At 66.5% G+C, this 15028-nt stretch carries 10 protein-coding genes and 1 pseudogene; 5 read left to right on the top strand and 6 right to left on the bottom strand.

What is annotated here, in order from left to right:
- From gltB to ACYPYD_RS25755, 3 genes are all read right to left on the bottom strand, one after another.
- Positions 1-3988 (bottom strand): glutamate synthase large subunit (gltB, locus tag ACYPYD_RS25765; protein WP_459666402.1); only part of this gene is annotated, 3988 nt, incomplete at its 3' end.
- A 278-nt stretch (positions 3989-4266) separates the two neighbouring features.
- Entirely contained in the window at positions 4267-6213 is a 1947-nt protein-coding gene (locus ACYPYD_RS25760; RefSeq protein WP_459666399.1) for a hypothetical protein, read from the bottom strand.
- A 35-nt stretch (positions 6214-6248) separates the two neighbouring features.
- Positions 6249-7475 carry a TIGR04063 family PEP-CTERM/XrtA system glycosyltransferase gene (locus tag ACYPYD_RS25755; RefSeq protein WP_459666397.1) on the bottom strand — a complete coding sequence of 409 codons (1227 nt, stop codon included), beginning with the start codon at positions 7473-7475 and terminating at the stop codon, positions 6249-6251.
- 66 nt (positions 7476-7541) lie between these two features.
- On the opposite strand from ACYPYD_RS25755, the gene ACYPYD_RS25750 reads away from it, so the two are divergent.
- The 3 genes from ACYPYD_RS25750 to ctrA all read left to right on the top strand — a co-directional run bounded on the left by ACYPYD_RS25750 (position 7542) and on the right by ctrA (position 10037).
- Positions 7542-7727 carry a hypothetical protein gene (locus ACYPYD_RS25750; protein ID WP_036525866.1) on the top strand — a complete coding sequence of 62 codons (186 nt, stop codon included), beginning with the start codon at positions 7542-7544 and terminating at the stop codon, positions 7725-7727.
- Complete coding sequence (locus tag ACYPYD_RS25745) at positions 7720-9087, top strand: putative O-glycosylation ligase, exosortase A system-associated (protein WP_459666394.1); 1368 nt, start codon at positions 7720-7722, stop codon at positions 9085-9087. The genes ACYPYD_RS25750 and ACYPYD_RS25745 overlap by 8 nt, the downstream gene beginning before the upstream one ends.
- Positions 9088-9341: 254 nt before the next feature.
- Entirely contained in the window at positions 9342-10037 is a 696-nt protein-coding gene (gene ctrA / locus ACYPYD_RS25740) for a response regulator transcription factor CtrA (protein ID WP_008832472.1), read from the top strand.
- 85 nt (positions 10038-10122) lie between these two features.
- On the opposite strand, the pseudogene ACYPYD_RS25735 reads toward ctrA, so the two are convergent.
- Positions 10123-10791, bottom strand: a pseudogene (locus ACYPYD_RS25735) (LrgB family protein); the annotation flags it as partial.
- Positions 10788-11144, bottom strand: a complete 357-nt coding sequence (locus ACYPYD_RS25730) for a CidA/LrgA family protein (protein WP_459666392.1) — start codon at positions 11142-11144, stop codon at positions 10788-10790. The gene ACYPYD_RS25730 and the pseudogene ACYPYD_RS25735, both read right to left, overlap by 4 nt.
- A gap of 116 nt (positions 11145-11260) precedes the next feature.
- On the opposite strand from ACYPYD_RS25730, the gene trmB reads away from it, so the two are divergent.
- Positions 11261-11977, top strand: a complete 717-nt coding sequence (gene trmB, locus ACYPYD_RS25725; RefSeq protein ID WP_459666389.1) for a tRNA (guanine(46)-N(7))-methyltransferase TrmB — start codon at positions 11261-11263, stop codon at positions 11975-11977.
- A 202-nt stretch (positions 11978-12179) separates the two neighbouring features.
- Here the strand turns inward: trmB and ACYPYD_RS25720 are convergent, their stop codons facing one another.
- Entirely contained in the window at positions 12180-14444 is a 2265-nt protein-coding gene (locus tag ACYPYD_RS25720) for an NADP-dependent malic enzyme (RefSeq protein ID WP_459666387.1), read from the bottom strand.
- Between the two features lie 116 nt (positions 14445-14560).
- Here ACYPYD_RS25720 and ACYPYD_RS25715 point away from each other — a divergent pair.
- The coding region (locus tag ACYPYD_RS25715) for a MutS N-terminal domain-containing protein (protein WP_459666385.1) at positions 14561-15028 on the top strand (468 nt) is incomplete at its 3' end.

The following is a 15028-nucleotide window of genomic DNA, read 5'->3' as shown; positions in this document are numbered from 1 at the left end:
CGTTGGCATCGCCGGTCAGGTCGAGCGTGACGCCGTGGGCAAGCCAGGCGGCGAAGCTCTGGCCGGCGACGCCGGTGAGCTTCACGTTGATCGTGTTGTCGGGCAGACCGTCATGGCCGTAGCGACGGGCGACTTCGCCCGAAAGCATCGCGCCGACCGTGCGGTTGACGTTGATGACGGGCTTTTCGATGCGGACGGCTTCGCGCTTTTCCAGAGCATCGGCAGCGCCCTCGATCAGCGCGTTGTCGAGCGCGTGTTCGAGGCCGTGGTCCTGCACTTCGCTCCAGCCCAGCGAGGGGCCGTCGCCCAGCGGTGCCTGGTAGAGCACCTTGGAGAGATCGACGCCCTTGGCCTTCCAGTGGCTGATGGCCTTCTTCATGTCGAGGCGATCGACGCGGCCGACCATCTCGGGGATGGTGCGGAAGCCGAGTTCGGCCATGATCGCGCGCAGTTCTTCCGCCACGAAGAAGAAGTAGTTGATGACGTGCTCGGGCTGGCCGGTGAAGCGCGCGCGCAGCACCGGGTTCTGCGTGGCGACACCCACCGGGCAGGTGTTGAGGTGGCACTTGCGCATCATGATGCAGCCCGCCGCGATCAGCGGCGCGGTGGCGAAGCCGAATTCCTCGGCGCCGAGCAGGGCTGCAACCGCGACGTCACGGCCGGTGCGCAGGCCGCCGTCGGCCTGGACCACCACGCGGCTGCGCAGGTTGTTGAGCAGCAGGGTCTGCTGGGTTTCGGCGAGGCCGATCTCCCAGGGCGAGCCCGCGTGCGTCAGCGAGGTCAGCGGCGAAGCGCCGGTGCCGCCTTCGTAGCCCGAGATCGTGATGTGGTCCGCGCGCGCCTTGGAGACGCCCGCCGCAACCGTACCCACGCCCACTTCGGACACCAGCTTGACCGAGACGCGGCTGGTCGGGTTCACGTTCTTGAGATCGTGAATGAGCTGCGCGATGTCTTCGATCGAGTAGATGTCGTGGTGCGGCGGCGGCGAGATCAGGCCGACGCCCGGGGTCGAGTGACGGGTGGCGCCGATGGTCTTGTCCACCTTGTCGCCCGGCAGCTGGCCGCCTTCACCGGGCTTTGCGCCCTGCGCCATCTTGATCTGGATGTCGTCGGCGTTGACCAGGTACTCGGTGGTGACGCCGAAGCGGCCCGAAGCAACCTGCTTGATCGACGAGCGCATGGTGTCGCCGTTGTCCAGCGGCTTGAAGCGCTTGGGGTCTTCGCCGCCTTCGCCGGTGTTCGACTTGCCGCCGATGCGGTTCATCGCCACGGCCAGCGTGGTGTGCGCTTCCCAGCTGATCGAGCCGTAGCTCATCGCGCCGGTGGCGAAACGCTTCACGATCTCGCTCGCGGGCTCGACGTCGTCGATGTGGATCGACTGACCGGGCACGAAGTCCATCAGGCCACGGATCGTGAGCATGCGCTCCGACTGGTCATTGATGGTCTGCGCGAAGGCGCGGTACTTTTCGGGCACGTTGCCGCGAACGGCGTGCTGGAGCAGGCCGATGTTCTCGCTGGTCCAGGCATGTTCCTCGCCGCGCACGCGCGATCCGTAGATGCCGCCCACGTCGAGCATGTTCTTGAACACCGGGTTGTCGCCGTAAGCCGCATCGTGACGACGCACGGTCTCTTCCGCGATCTCGGCAAGGCCCGCACCCTCGATGGTGGTGGCGGTTCCGGAGAAGTACTTGTCGACGAACGCGGTGGACAGGCCGACCGCGTCGAAGATCTGCGCGCCGCAGTACGACTGGTAGGTCGAGATGCCCATCTTGGACATGACCTTACGGATGCCCTTGCCGATGGCGTAGACGTAGTTCTTCGCCGCCTGCTCGGCCGAGACCGGCAGGTTCTTGCGGACCCGCATTTCCTCGATGGTCTCGAGCGCGAGGTAGGGATTGATCGCTTCGGCGCCGTAGCCCGCCAGAGCGCAGAAGTGGTGCACTTCGCGCGCTTCGCCGGTTTCGACGACAAGGCCGGTCTGCATGCGCAGGCCCTGGCGGACGAGGTGGTGGTGGACGGCCGCCGTCGCCAGCAGCGCGGGCATGGCGATCCGGTCCGGCCCGACGCTGCGGTCGGACAGGATCAGGATGTTCTTGTCCGCCAGCACCGCTTCGGTCGCGGCCCAGCACATTTCCTTGATCGCCAGCTCCAGACCCGCTGCGCCGGTCTTGGCGTCCCAGGTCATGTCGATGGTGCCGGTGCGGAACGCGCCGTCGAGCGCGGCCTCCACCGAGCGGATCTTGGCGAGGCCGAGGTCGGTCAGGATCGGCTGGCTGACTTCGAGGCGCTTGTGCGTGCCGGCGTCATGACCCAGCAGGTTCGGGCGCGGGCCGATCATGGTGACCAGGCTCATCACCAGTTCCTCGCGGATCGGGTCGATCGGCGGGTTGGTGACCTGCGCGAAGTTCTGCTTGAAGTAGTCGTAGAGCAGGCGCGACTTGTGCGACAGCACCGGGATCGGCGTGTCGGTGCCCATCGAACCCAGCGGATCGTCGGCGTTTACGGCCATCGGTTCGAGGAAGCGCGTGGTGTCTTCCTGCGTGTAGCCGAACGCCTGCTGGCGATCGAGCAGCGTGCCGGTGGGCTTGGGCAGCTCGGCCAGTTCGGGTTCGATCACGTCGAGATCGGCCAGCTTGTACTGCGTGCGGTCGAGCCACTCTTCGTAGGGCTCGGCCTCGGCCAGCTTGGTCTTGATCTCCTCGTCCTCGATGATGCGGCCTTCCTCGAAGTCGATCAGCAGCATGCGGCCGGGCTGGAGACGCCACTTGCGCACGATGTTGTCTTCCTTGATCGGAAGGACGCCGCTCTCGGACGCCATGACGCACAGGTCATCGTCGGTGACGAGGAAGCGCGCCGGGCGCAGGCCGTTGCGGTCCAGCGTGGCGCCGATCTGGCGGCCATCGGTGAAGGCGACGGCGGCGGGGCCGTCCCACGGCTCCATCAGCGCGGCGTGGTATTCGTAGAACGCGCGGCGTTCCGGGGTCATCAGCGGGTTGCCCGCCCATGCCTCGGGCACCAGGATCATCATGGCGTGAACCATGGAGTATCCGCCCGCGATCAGCAGTTCGAGCGCGTTGTCGAGGCACGCGGTGTCCGACTGGCCGTGCGGGATCAGCGGCCACATCTTGTCGAGATCGGCGCCGAGCAGTTCCGATTCCATGGTGCGGCGGCGGGCGTTCATCCAGTTCACGTTGCCGCGAACGGTGTTGATCTCGCCGTTGTGCGCCATGAAGCGGAACGGGTGCGCCAGCTTCCAGCTCGGGAAGGTGTTCGTCGAGAAGCGCTGGTGCACGAGGCCGAGGGCCGAGACGAATTCCGGGTTGCGCAGGTCGTCGTAGAACGAGCCCACCTGGGTTGCCAGCAGCAGGCCCTTGTAGACGATCGTGCGGGTCGAGAAGCTGGGCATGTAAAGCTCGGTGAGCCCCGGCATGTCATGCTTCTCGGCCAGCGCCGCCAGCGGGTTCTGGGTCTGCTTGCGGATCGCCAGGATCTTGCGCTCGAAGGCGTTCTGGTCGGCGCAGCTTTCACCGCGCCCGACGATGCACTGGCGGATCACCGGCATCGATTCGAGCACGGTCTTGCCGAGGCCGTCGAGCGTGACGGGCACGTCGCGCCAGCCGATCAGGTGCTGGCCTTCCTTCTTGATGAACTTCTCGAAGATCGAGACGATCATCTCGCGCGCGGCATCGTCCTGCGGCAGGAAGCACATGGCGACCGCGTAGTCGCCCGCCTGCGGCAGTTCGAGGCCCTCGGAAGTGGCCCAGGTGCGCAGCAGCGCATCGGGAATCTGGGTGAGAATACCAGCGCCGTCGCCCAGCAAGGGGTCGGCGCCCACCGCACCGCGGTGGTCGATGTTTTTCAGAATCTCCAGAGCCTGGGTAATGATCGCGTGGTTTTTCTGGCCCTTGATATGGGCGACGAAGCCCACACCGCAGGCGTCGTGTTCATTGCGCGCGTCATAGAGGCCCTGGGGCTTAGGAAATCCCATCGATATAAACCCATCCTGTGTTTTTTTGGCGCCATTTGGCAGGGGATCACTGGGCATGCCTGCGGATTCGCACCGAATCGTACGAACGACCCCACGCGGCATAGTGACCCCACGGTCCCCATGACGATTCAGGGACCGTTTTGCAATGGCGAACACGGCTAGCTGCGCAGCAAGATGGCGCGGATGACGGATTTCCCGGCATTTTATTATCAAAAACCCCGCCCGGATTGCGCCGGACGGGGGTTTTCGAATCCGCTTGAGGTGCTCGAGGGGCGGTTTCAGGCCGCTCCGCTCATGCGCTGCAGCGTGGCGAGCGCCGCGCGCAGGGCGCGTTCGGTGGCCTCCGGGTCGTTGCGCGGGGCGTCGAAGGGGCGTTCCTCATAGTCCGCCGGAGCTTCGCCGGTGGGGTCGGGGAGAAGGACCGGGCGGCCGAACAGCGCGAATTCCTGGCTTTCCTCCTGGATTTCCTCGGCGGAGTCCACCGGGGTGGCATGGGCGATCTCGTCGCCTGCCTCGTCGGGATCGCCGAACTGGAGGAACGGCTTGCGGACGGCTGCGTGACGCGAAAGGTTGAACAGCGAGGCATAGCCCTGCTGCAGGACCGAATCCTCTTCCTCATCTTCAGCGGCTTCCGGTTCCGCCTCGAAGGCGGTGTGCGGGAACGGGCTGCTGGGGAAGGGGATGGCCGCGTGCGGGTCGAAGCGCTCGTCAAAGCCCGGGCGCTCTTCGCTCGAGGTGAGGCCGATGTGGCGGGGCGGGACAAAGCCTTCCAGCGGCTCGACGGCATCGTCGATCGGATCGAGCGCGATCGGGCGCAGCGCGCTGGGTACGGCGGCGGGCCACGACGGGGCGGGTTTCGGCAGATGAGCTTCGACGTAACCGTCCTGCGCTTCGGGCTCAGCCTCGACGATCGGCGCGGCGAATGGCGTGACGATGGCCTGCGGGATCACGACGGCTACCTCGGCGGCGCGGCGCGCATCCTCGCGGCGGCGCTCCATAGCGAGCGCGAGGCGTTCGAGCAGTTCGACCTGCGACAGCGAGCCGAGGTCGGCATCGGCGATGCGGGCGCTCGACCGCGGTTCCTCCACGGCATCAACGAAAGTTTCGGCCGGAGCTTCCGGTTCCGCTTCGAAGGGAGCCGCGAACGGCGCGGGCTCTTCGTGGAAAGCGACGATCTCGATGCCGGAGGGCGCTTCGTCAGAAGGCGATTCTTCCGCAGCAGGTGCCGCGAAGGCCGGTACGGACCACGCAGGCGCTTCTTCCGCTTCGAGTTCGGCCTCGGGCGCGCGCCAGTCGCCTTGCGGCAGGCGCGGCAGCAGCTTGAAGCCGGGTGCGGCCCTTTCGAGGCTGGAAGTGGCGCCGGCCAGAGGATCTTCGACCGTTTCCGGCGCCGCATCGGCCTTTACGTCGCTGCGGGGCGAGAATTCACGTGAATAGGCTTCGAACAGACGGCTGCCGACGGGCGCTTCGACGTATTCGCGAGCGGCCTCCTCGGCGGCGTCGAGTTCGGCCTTGAAGATCTGTGCGCCGGGAGGCGTCGTGAACACGCCGCGATCGGCGCCGAACGTCGATTCGGGCTCGCGCCAGGCGGTTTCGGCATCGAGCCATGCAGGCAGGTTGTCGTCCTCGTCGGCATCGTCGGCGGTGCTGTCGATGGCGGCAGCTTCCACCGGGCGACGGAACACGGGCTGGTCGTGGCCTTCGTCGAAGCTGTCGATGTCGAAATCGGCGACGTTGAGGATGCGAGGGTCGGTTGGTGCGCCGGGCAGCGGTGCGTGCTCTTCGGCGACGGGGGCCGCTTCGGGCTCGATGGCGAGGGCACGGCGGCGACGCGCGGTCGGCGCGGGTGCGGCGGCGGCCTGCTCGATCTCATCGCCTTCGGCGGCGTCGGTTGCGGGCAGGGCGGCGGGGCGGGCGATGCGCCGGGCGATCAGGCCGCCGATCGCAGCGCCGAGGCCGGTCATGCCGAGCGCCAGCAGGATGCGCATCGTCGTGCCGAGCGGCGGCGCGGCCATCGGGATCACCTTGTCGATGCCAAGCGCCAGCACCAGTCCCTCGATCGTCGAGGAGCTGACGATCACGCTGCCAAGCCCGGCGAGCGCGCCGAACCACAGTGCGACGATCGCCGGGAACAGCGGGTGGCGCGTGATCGGCTGTCCGCCGGTTCCCGCGTTGGCGCCCGCGCCCTCGGTGCCGCTCTCGATGGTGAGCTTGGTGTCGGCCACTGCATTACCCTTATGTCTTGAACCGGGACCTGTGCTCACGCGGCGGCTCCCAGCCCTGCTTGATCGGTCTTTGCTGCCAGCATTTGGTAAACGAGAGGATAACGACGGGCATTCTCGGCCCAATCGTGCCGGGTTTCCACGTGCTTGCGGCCCGCAATCCGGTAGGATTCCCACTCGTCACGGGCATCGAGCAGCCGTGCCAGCGACTCGGCGCAGGCGGATGCATCGTCGGGGGTGAACAGCACTCCGGTCAAGCCGTCGGTGACAAGCTCGCGGTGGCCGCCCACGTCGCTGGCGGCAACGAGCTTGCCCTGTGCCATCGCCTCGAGGGGTTTGAGCGGCGTGACGAGGTCGGTCAGGCGGCTCTTCTTGCGCGGGTAGGCCATGACGTCGCACAGCGCGTAGTAGCGGTCCACCTCGTGGTGCGGAACGCGGCCGACGAAGTGGATGGCCCCGGCTGCGGGCGAGGCTGCCGCCTGCGCGCGCAGGGCCTCCTCGCGCGGGCCGCCGCCGACCATCAGCAGCTTGGCGCGCGGCTGGCGGGCAACGAGAGCGGGCATCGCGTCGATCAGCACGTCGAGTCCTTCGTAGTCATAGAAGCTGCCGATGAAACCGATCACGGGGCCGTCGAAGCCGAGCTGCGCGGCAAACGCCTCGTCACGCGGCAGCGGCGTGCCGAACAGGGCAAGGTCGACGCCATTGGGCATGACGGTGATCTTGTCCTCGGGAATCCCGCGCGTGGCGAGGTCGGCGCGCAGCCCCTCGCAGATCGTCACCACCGCGTCGGCCTTGCGCACCACATGCGTTTCGAGCGCATGGGTGAGGCGGTACTTGAGCGAACCCTCGCTGCCGGTGCCGTTGCCGACAGCGGCGTCCTCCCAGAAAGCGCGAATCTCGTAGACGAGGGGAATGCCGTACCTGCGGGCGACCTTGAGCGCGGCCTGTCCGCACAGGACCGGCGAATGGGCGTGGATGACGTCGGGACGCCACTGCTGCACCACCTTCTCGATTCCCGCCGCGAACAGGGCGATCTCACGCCACTCGCGCACGACCGGAGGGCCTGAAACCTTGCCGCCGACGCGGTGGAACAGGAGTCCCTCGTGTTCCTCGACCACCTCGTCGCCCTCGTTGTAGCGCGGGCCGGTCACGCCGCGCACGTCGAGGCCCAGCGCCTGCTGCGCTTTCAGGATCGCGCGCGTGCGGAAAGTATAGCCGCTGTGGATCGGCAGCGAATGGTCGAGCACGTGAAGAATGCGGGTCATAAGCTGCATTTCCTAGCGGGGAACGCTTAACGCGCCGTCAACTTGGCGCTGCTAACGCGGCTGTCGATGGTCGACATCCTTGCCCTTGCCATATCGCACGGACTGCTGCTGCTCGCCGCATGGCGCTTGCTGTGGCGGCCCGACCTCGATTCGGAAGGGGGCGATTCGCAGGCCCGCCCGAGCCGCAAGCCCGGAACGCCGATGCGCGTCAATCGGGTGGCCGGTGAAGAGGAGGGGCACGGCGATGCTTAACCTCGCGCTGACCGGCTTTTTCGCGGCGATGATGCTGCTCGGCTTCAAGCGGCCGTTCCTCTGGGTGCTGTGCTACCTCTACGTCGACATCGTCGCGCCGCAGATCATCTCGTGGGGTTTCCTGACGCGCCTGCCGATCTCGCTCATCGCCTTTTCGGCGGCGTTCCTCGGCTGGCTGGTGTTCGATGACAAGCGCGATTCGCGCTTCAGCTGGCGGCAGGGCCTGATCGGGCTGCTGCTGCTCTACTGCGCCATAACGACGTTCACCGCCGACTATCCCGAGGAAGCGCTGACCAAGTGGTCGTGGGTGTGGAAGGCACTGGTCTTCGCGCTTTTCCTGCCGCTGACCCTGCGCACGCGCCTGCGAATCGAGGCGGTGGCGCTGGCGATGGTGCTTTCGGCGAGCGCGCTGATCATCGACGGCGGGCTGAAGACGGCGATGGGCGGCGGCGGCTACGGCAGCCTCATCATCTTCGTGGAGAACAACACCGGGCTCTACGAAGGCTCGATCATCTCCTGCGTCGCCATCGCGCTGATTCCGGTGGCGGTGTGGCTGGCGCGATATGGCACGATCTTTCCGCCCGACTGGAAGGTCTGGCTGTTCACCGGCGCGCTGATCTTCGCCTGCTCGCTGATCCCGATCGGCACCCAAGCGCGCACCGGCCTGGTCTGCCTGGCGATCCTGTTCGGACTTTATCTGCGCACGGCGAAGAATCGGGTGCTGATCTCGGCGGGCATGGCTTTGGCGCTGGTGGTAGTCGTGCCGTTTCTGCCGCAATCCTACATGCAGCGCATGAACACGATCGAGGATCACAAGTCCGACCAGTCCGCCAGCACGCGAATCGGTGTGTGGAAGTGGACGCTGGGCTATGTGAAGGACCATCCGATGGGCGGCGGCTTCGAGGTCTACCTGTCCAGCAAGGTCGCCTACGACACAGTCTCCAGCCAGACCACCGGCAGCAACGTGACGATTACCCGCACCCCCGTCGTCGAGACCGGCCGCGCGTTCCACTCCAGCTACTTCGAGATGCTGGGCGAGCAGGGCATCCCCGGCTTCGCGCTGTGGCTGCTGCTCCAGCTTTCGGGCGTGGTGCAGATGGAGATGATCCGCCGTCGCTGGAAGAATCGCAAGGAGCCTGACGAAGCCTGGGCCGCACCGCTCGCGGTGGCGCTGCAACTGGCGCAGGTCGTCTACATGATCGGCTCGCTGTTCGTCGGCATCGCCTTCCAGCCGTTCATCCTGATGCTGATCGGGCTGCAGTGCGGGCTGTGGAGCTACCTCAAGCGCATCGACCGCCCGGCCGAGCGCATGCGCCGCGGCCGTCAGCCGATGCAGGTAGCGAAGGCCGTGGCGGGTTAAGAATCGGCCTGCCTCGAATCGTTTGCATTTTCTTGCGCGGCTTCCTTAACATTAACCACCGTCCGCCGTTCTGGTGAGCAATGGCGCGGTTCGCGCGCCGTCACGCCGGAAACCACGTTTGAAATACTTAAGGGAAAATCCGGCGTTTACGACGAATTAACCTTTAACCTTCATTGGTCATATGGTTAATACAACGCAATGTCCGCAAAAGGCTGCGTCAGCCGCGGGCATCGGGGGCAAGAAGGAACCGACCCATGCGAGTGCTGCTGATCGAGGATGAACCGACCACGGCCCGGGCTATCGAGCTCATGCTGACGGCGGAAGGATTCAACGTCTACTCCACCGATCTGGGCGAGGAAGGCCTCGATCTGGGCAAGTTGTACGACTACGACATCATCCTTCTCGACCTCAACCTGCCCGACATGCACGGCTACGACGTGCTGAAGAAGCTGCGCGTCGCCAAGGTGCAGACGCCGGTGCTGATCCTGTCGGGCATCTCTGAGATGGACAGCAAGGTCCGCTCGTTCGGCTTCGGCGCGGACGACTACGTGACCAAGCCGTTCCACCGCGAGGAACTGATCGCCCGCATCCACGCCGTCGTGCGCCGCTCCAAGGGCCACTCGCAGTCGGTCATCCGCACCGGCAAGCTGGTCACCAACCTCGACGCAAAGACGGTCGAGGTCGATGGCGCCCGCGTGCACCTGACCGGCAAGGAGTACGCGATGCTGGAGCTGCTTTCGCTGCGCAAGGGCACCACGCTGACCAAGGAAATGTTCCTCAACCACCTTTACGGCGGCATGGACGAGCCTGAGCTGAAGATCATCGACGTCTTTATCTGCAAGCTTCGCAAGAAGCTCGCGCATGCCTGCGGCGGCGCCAACTACATCGAGACGGTGTGGGGCCGCGGCTACGTCCTGCGCGATCCGGACGAGGCTGCCGAAGCGGCATAAGCCAGATTACCCTGCACCCCTTGCAGGAACCAAGGCGGCCTGCCCTCTCGAGGGGCGGGCCGTTGTTTTGTGAGCGGCCGGGCCTTGCCGCCGTCACCACGGCATTGAGCGCCATCGCCAGACTCGCCATCGCGCCAGCCGTCGCGTCCACCTGAAACGCCCGCGCGGTGCCGATCCCGTGTGCGGCAACGCCGAGGGCAAAGCCGCGCGCGCGGTAGTCACCCAGACCGAGCGCATTGAGTAGCGGCGTCGCGACCATCGCGCCGAAGACGCCCGCGAACAGCACGATCACCGCCGCCAGCGCCGGGACGCCGCCAAGCTGTCCCGCCACCGCCATCGCGACGGGCGTGGTGGTCGCCCTCGGCGCGATCGAGGCGAGAATCTCGCGCGGCGCGCCGAAAAGCGCCAGCACGCCGACCGCGCTGACGATCGAGGTCACCGCGCCCGCACCCAGCGCCAGCACGATCGGTATGGCCAGCCGGCGAATGCGTGCCCGCTCGCGCCAGACCGGCACCGCCAGCCCGACGACCGCCGGGCCGAGCAGGAAGCTGACCGGGAAGGTCGCGGCCTTGTATGTCTCGTAGGAGGTGCCGCTCGCCAGCAGCAAGGCGATCAGCACCGGCGTACTCCAGAGCACCGGATGCAGCAGCGGATGGCGGTCGCAGCGCTTTGATAGGGAGTCGAAGACCTCGAACACGCCCAGCGTGACCGTCAGCCAGAGCAGCGGGCTCGCCAGCAGTGCGGGATCGCTCACGCCTCGCCCTCCGGCGCGAACCGGACGAAGGCCCAGCGGAATACCAGCGCCGTCACGATCAGCGTCAGCAGCGTGGAGGCCACCGTGGCCGTCACCAGCCCCACGCCGTACCGCGAAAGAACCGGGCCTTCCTCGATCAGCCCGACGGCGGCGGGCACGAACATGATGGACAGGTGCGCGGTGAGCCAGCCGGTCACCACGGTCAGCGTCGGCCGCTCGCGCGGGACCAGCGCCAGCCATCCGACCAGCAGCACCATGCCGATGACCGCGCCGGGCAGGGGCAGGCCGGTGATTCGATGGATCGCTTCGCCCGCAAGCTGGCAGACGAGGAGGAGGAAGATGGCGCGCAGCATGACCGGGATAAAGCAGGGCGACACATGCTCGGCAATCCGCATTTCGGTCCGCCAAGTTGCGCCGCGCAACTATGCCCGATTGCGAGTCCCGCCCCCCTTGTGTATCGGCGCGCGCCATGACGGCTTACAAATCCGGCGATCCGACCACGCTCAACCGCCTCTACGGCCGCGCCAAGGGCAAACCCCTGCGCGCTGCGCAGCAGAGCCTCGTCGACGACCTGCTCCCGCGTATCTCCATGCCCGAAGACGGCCCGATCACCGCGCAGGTGCTGTTCGGCGACGATCGCCCGCTCCACTTCGAGGTCGGTTTCGGCGGCGGCGAGCACATGGCGCAGCGTGCCGACATGCTACCCGACCACGGTTTCATCGGCGCCGAGCCCTTCCTCAACGGCGTGGCGCAGGCGCTTACCCACGTCAGCGGCGACAACGGCGCGCACCCGCCGATCGGCAACGTGCGCATCCATCACGGCGATGCACTGGAAGCGCTGGCACGCATTCCGGACGGCTCGCTCTCGTTCCTCTACCTGCTGCACCCGGACCCCTGGCCCAAGGCGCGCCACGCCAAGCGCCGGATGATGAACGACGGCCCGGTCGAAATGTTCGCCGCCAAGCTCAGGCCCGGCGGCGAGTTCCGCTTCGGCACCGACCACGCGATCTACCTGCGCCATGCGCTGATGGTGATGCAGCGGCATACCGAACAGTTCGAATGGCTATGCGAGAAGCCCGGCGACTTTCAGGTTCGCCCGGGCGGCTGGCCGCAGACGCGCTACGAGCACAAGGCGCGTACGGTTTACGGGCATGAGGTCTGGTATTTCCGTTACAGGCGGAAGTAGAAGTCCTGGGGGCATCGCCCCAGACCCCCATACTGTCGTCGCTGCGCCCGCAATGACGAGGGTGGGGATATGCCAGCGGAATTGCGCCGCAGGCTTTATAAGTCTCCCGACGAAGCCTTGGCGGAACGACGTCGCTTCGCGCACGACCTCGACGGTATACGGGGGGCAGGGGTGGTAAACCCCTGCATGCTCCCCTTCAAATTCAGCCCGTAATCCCCGCAGCCGCCAGTGCGGCAAGCGTGAGAACGTCCGGCGCGATGGCGGTCATCGGCACGATCTGCACCGGCTTTTCCATGCCCAGCAGCATCGGCCCGATCGAGGTCGTGCCGCCGATTTCCTTGAGCAGCTTGGCCGAGATGTTGGCCGACTGCAGGCCCGGCATGACCAGCACGTTCGCCGGAGCGGACAGGCGGCAGAACGGGTAGAGTTCCATGATCTTGGGGTTAAGCGCCGCGTCGGGGGCCATCTCGCCCTCGTATTCGAAGTCGACCTGCTGCTGGTCAAGCAGCTGGATCGCCTCGCGCGTGGCGTCGAGCCACTTGCCCGCAGGGTTGCCGAAGGTCGAGTAGCTGAGGAAGGCGACGCGCGGTTCGTGGCCCAGCTTGCGGGCGACGGCGGCGGTTTCCTTGGCGATGACCACCAGTTCCTCGGCGGTGGGGCGCTCGTTGATGGTGGTGTCGGCCATGAAGACGGTGTGGTTCTTGCCGACCATCATGTGAATGCCGCAGGGCAGTTCGCCCTCGGCCGGGTCGAGCACGCGGCGCACTTCCTTCATCGACTGCGCGAAGGGCCGGGTCATGCCCGTCACCATCGCATCGCCGACGCCCAGCTTGAGCAGGCCGGAGGCGAAGATGTTGCGGTCGGTGTTGCACATGCGCTGCACGTCGCGCTTCAGGAAGCCGCGGCGCTGCAAGCGGTCGTAGAGCATCTCCACCATCGGCTGGACGTGCTCGGACACCATCGAGTTCTCGATGTGGAAGCTCTCGGGGTTGGGCACGCCGAGGTCCGCCATCCGGTCGAGGATGGTCTGGGTGCGGCCGACCAAGATCGGCTCGCCGTAGCCGAAGTCGCGGTACTGGATCGCGGCGCGCAGGACGACTTCGTTGTCGGCCTCGGCGAAGATCACGCGCTTGGGGTTGGCTTTCAGCTGCTCGTAGACGCGGGTGAGGACCGAGGTGGTCGGGTTGAGGCGGGCCTTGAGCTGGTCGCGGTAGGCTTCGAAGTCCTCGATCGGCTTCTGGGCAACGCCCGAATCCATCGCGGCCTTGGCCACGGCCATCGGCACCACTTCCATCAGGCGCGGATCGAACGGCGCGGGGATGATGTAGTCGCGGCCGAACTGCTGCGTCTCGCCGCCGTAGGCCGCCGCGACGTCCTCGTGGACCTGCTCGCGCGCCAGTTCGGCGATGGCGGTGGCGGCGGCGATCTTCATCTCCTCGTTGATCGCGGTCGCCCGCACGTCGAGCGCGCCGCGGAAGATGAAGGGGAAGCCGAGCACGTTGTTGACCTGGTTCGGGTAATCCGAACGGCCGGTGGCGACGATCGCGTCGGGGCGCACCGCCTTGGCGTCGGGCGGGGTGATCTCCGGGTCCGGGTTGGCCATCGCGAAGATGATCGGCTCGGGCGCCATCGACTTGACCATCTCGGGAGTGATCGCGCCCTTGGCCGAGAGGCCGAGGACGACGTCAGCGCCAACGAGGGCTTCGGTCAGCGTGCGCTTGTCGGTCGAGACGGCGTGGGCGGACTTGAACTGGTCCACGCGCTCGCGGCCCGGGTAGATGACGCCGCGCGTGTCGCACACCAGCACGTTCTCATGCTTTACGCCCATGGACTTGATGAGCGAGGTGCAGGCCAGCGCCGAGGCGCCCGCGCCGTTTACCACGACCTTGATCTCGTCCAGCTTGCGACCGGTGATGAGGCAGGCGTTGATGAGGCCCGCCGCCGCGATGATCGCGGTGCCGTGCTGGTCGTCGTGCATGACCGGGATGTTCATGCGTTCGCGCAGGGTCTGCTCGATGATGAAGCATTCCGGCGCCTTGATGTCTTCAAGGTTGATGCCGCCGAAGCTGGGTTCCATCATCGCGATGGCCTCGATCAGCGCATCGGTGTCCTCGCTGGCGAGTTCGATGTCGATCGAATCGACGTCGGCGAAGCGCTTGAACAGGACCGCCTTGCCTTCCATCACCGGCTTCGACGCCAGCGCGCCGAGGTTGCCCATGCCCAGGATCGCGGTGCCGTTTGAGATCACGGCCACGAGGTTGCCCTTGGCGGTGTAGTCGTAGGCGGTGGCGGGATCGTCGGCGATGGCCTGCACCGGCACGGCGACGCCCGGCGAATACGCGAGGCTGAGGTCGCGCTGGGTGGCCATCGGCTTGGAGGCGATGATCTCGATCTTACCCGGGCGCTGGGTCTGGTGGTAGAACAGCGCCTCGCGATCGGTGAACTGGACCTTGGACTTATCGGACAAAGCTTGATCTCCCCAGATTTGCCAGAGGCCCTAACGGATGAAATCGCGACGCGATAGGGGAAAGGATGTCCCACCCCGCTTCCCAAAATGACAGGTGCGCCGCTAACGCTGCTGGCATGACTTCCGGCGCGACTCCGATGATGGCGCAGTACCTTGCGCTGCGCGAAGAGGCAGGTGACTGCCTGCTGTTCTATCGCATGGGCGACTTCTTCGAACTGTTCTTCGAGGACGCGAAGACGGCGAGCCAGGTGCTCGACATCGCACTGACCACGCGCGGCGAGCATCTGGGGCAGCCGATCCCGATGTGCGGGGTGCCGGTGCACGCGGCCGAGGGCTACCTCGCGCGGCTCATCAAGGCAGGCTGCCGCGTCGCCATCGCCGAGCAGACCGAGACCCCCGCCGAGGCCAAGGAGCGCGCCCGCAAGGAAGGCCGCGCCTCCAAGTCGCTGGTCGCGCGCGGCATCGTGCGCTTCGTCACGGCGGGCACGCTGACCGAGGAATCGCTGCTCGAGCCGCGCCGCGCCAATGTGCTGGCGGCCGCGTGCGAGGTTCGCGGGATCGTCGGCATCGCGGCTTGCGACATC

The sequence above is a fragment of the Novosphingobium sp. 11B genome, assembly GCF_054589055.1.
Note: the sequence above shows the minus strand (reverse complement) of the source record. Positions and strands in the feature narration are given on the sequence as shown.

Excerpts from the sequence above, each read along its gene's own strand:
- ACYPYD_RS25755 (WP_459666397.1), bottom strand. The coding sequence starts at position 7,475 with ATGACCCGCATTCTTCACGTGCTCGACCATTCGCTGCCGATCCACAGC.
- ACYPYD_RS25750 (WP_036525866.1), top strand. The coding sequence starts at position 7,542 with ATGGTCGACATCCTTGCCCTTGCCATATCGCACGGACTGCTGCTGCTC.
- ACYPYD_RS25745 (WP_459666394.1), top strand. The coding sequence starts at position 7,720 with ATGCTTAACCTCGCGCTGACCGGCTTTTTCGCGGCGATGATGCTGCTC.
- ctrA (WP_008832472.1), top strand. The coding sequence starts at position 9,342 with ATGCGAGTGCTGCTGATCGAGGATGAACCGACCACGGCCCGGGCTATC.
- ACYPYD_RS25730 (WP_459666392.1), bottom strand. The coding sequence starts at position 11,144 with ATGCTGCGCGCCATCTTCCTCCTCCTCGTCTGCCAGCTTGCGGGCGAA.
- trmB (WP_459666389.1), top strand. The coding sequence starts at position 11,261 with ATGACGGCTTACAAATCCGGCGATCCGACCACGCTCAACCGCCTCTAC.